Genomic DNA, 252 nt, shown 5'->3' on the forward strand with positions numbered 1-252 from the left:
TCAGGTTTTTGTTGAGTTACAATCGCTGTATCTTTCTCCTCATAGTTTGGCTCCACTTCAATTTTATAATCGATGCCTGCTTGTTTTCTTATGGCCGCAAGTGTTTGACCTTTGAGATTAGGCATTTCTATGCTTGAACTTTTTAACTGTTCTGATTTTTCGACTTTTTGTTGGAAATCTGTTAATTCTTTGATACGAGCTTCTACAGTTTCCTTCTGGCTGAGATAAGCATTTACCTTGTTAAATACAGGG

General features: G+C 36.5%; 1 protein-coding gene. It reads right to left on the reverse strand.

Translation table 11 applies throughout. The features are described from left to right. The coding region (locus ETC27_RS18225; RefSeq protein ID WP_205742797.1) for a hypothetical protein at nucleotides 1-252 on the reverse strand (252 nt) is incomplete at both ends.

It is taken from the genome of Onishia niordana (assembly GCF_004798965.1).
GTDB classification, from domain to species: domain Bacteria; phylum Pseudomonadota; class Gammaproteobacteria; order Pseudomonadales; family Halomonadaceae; genus Onishia; species Onishia niordana.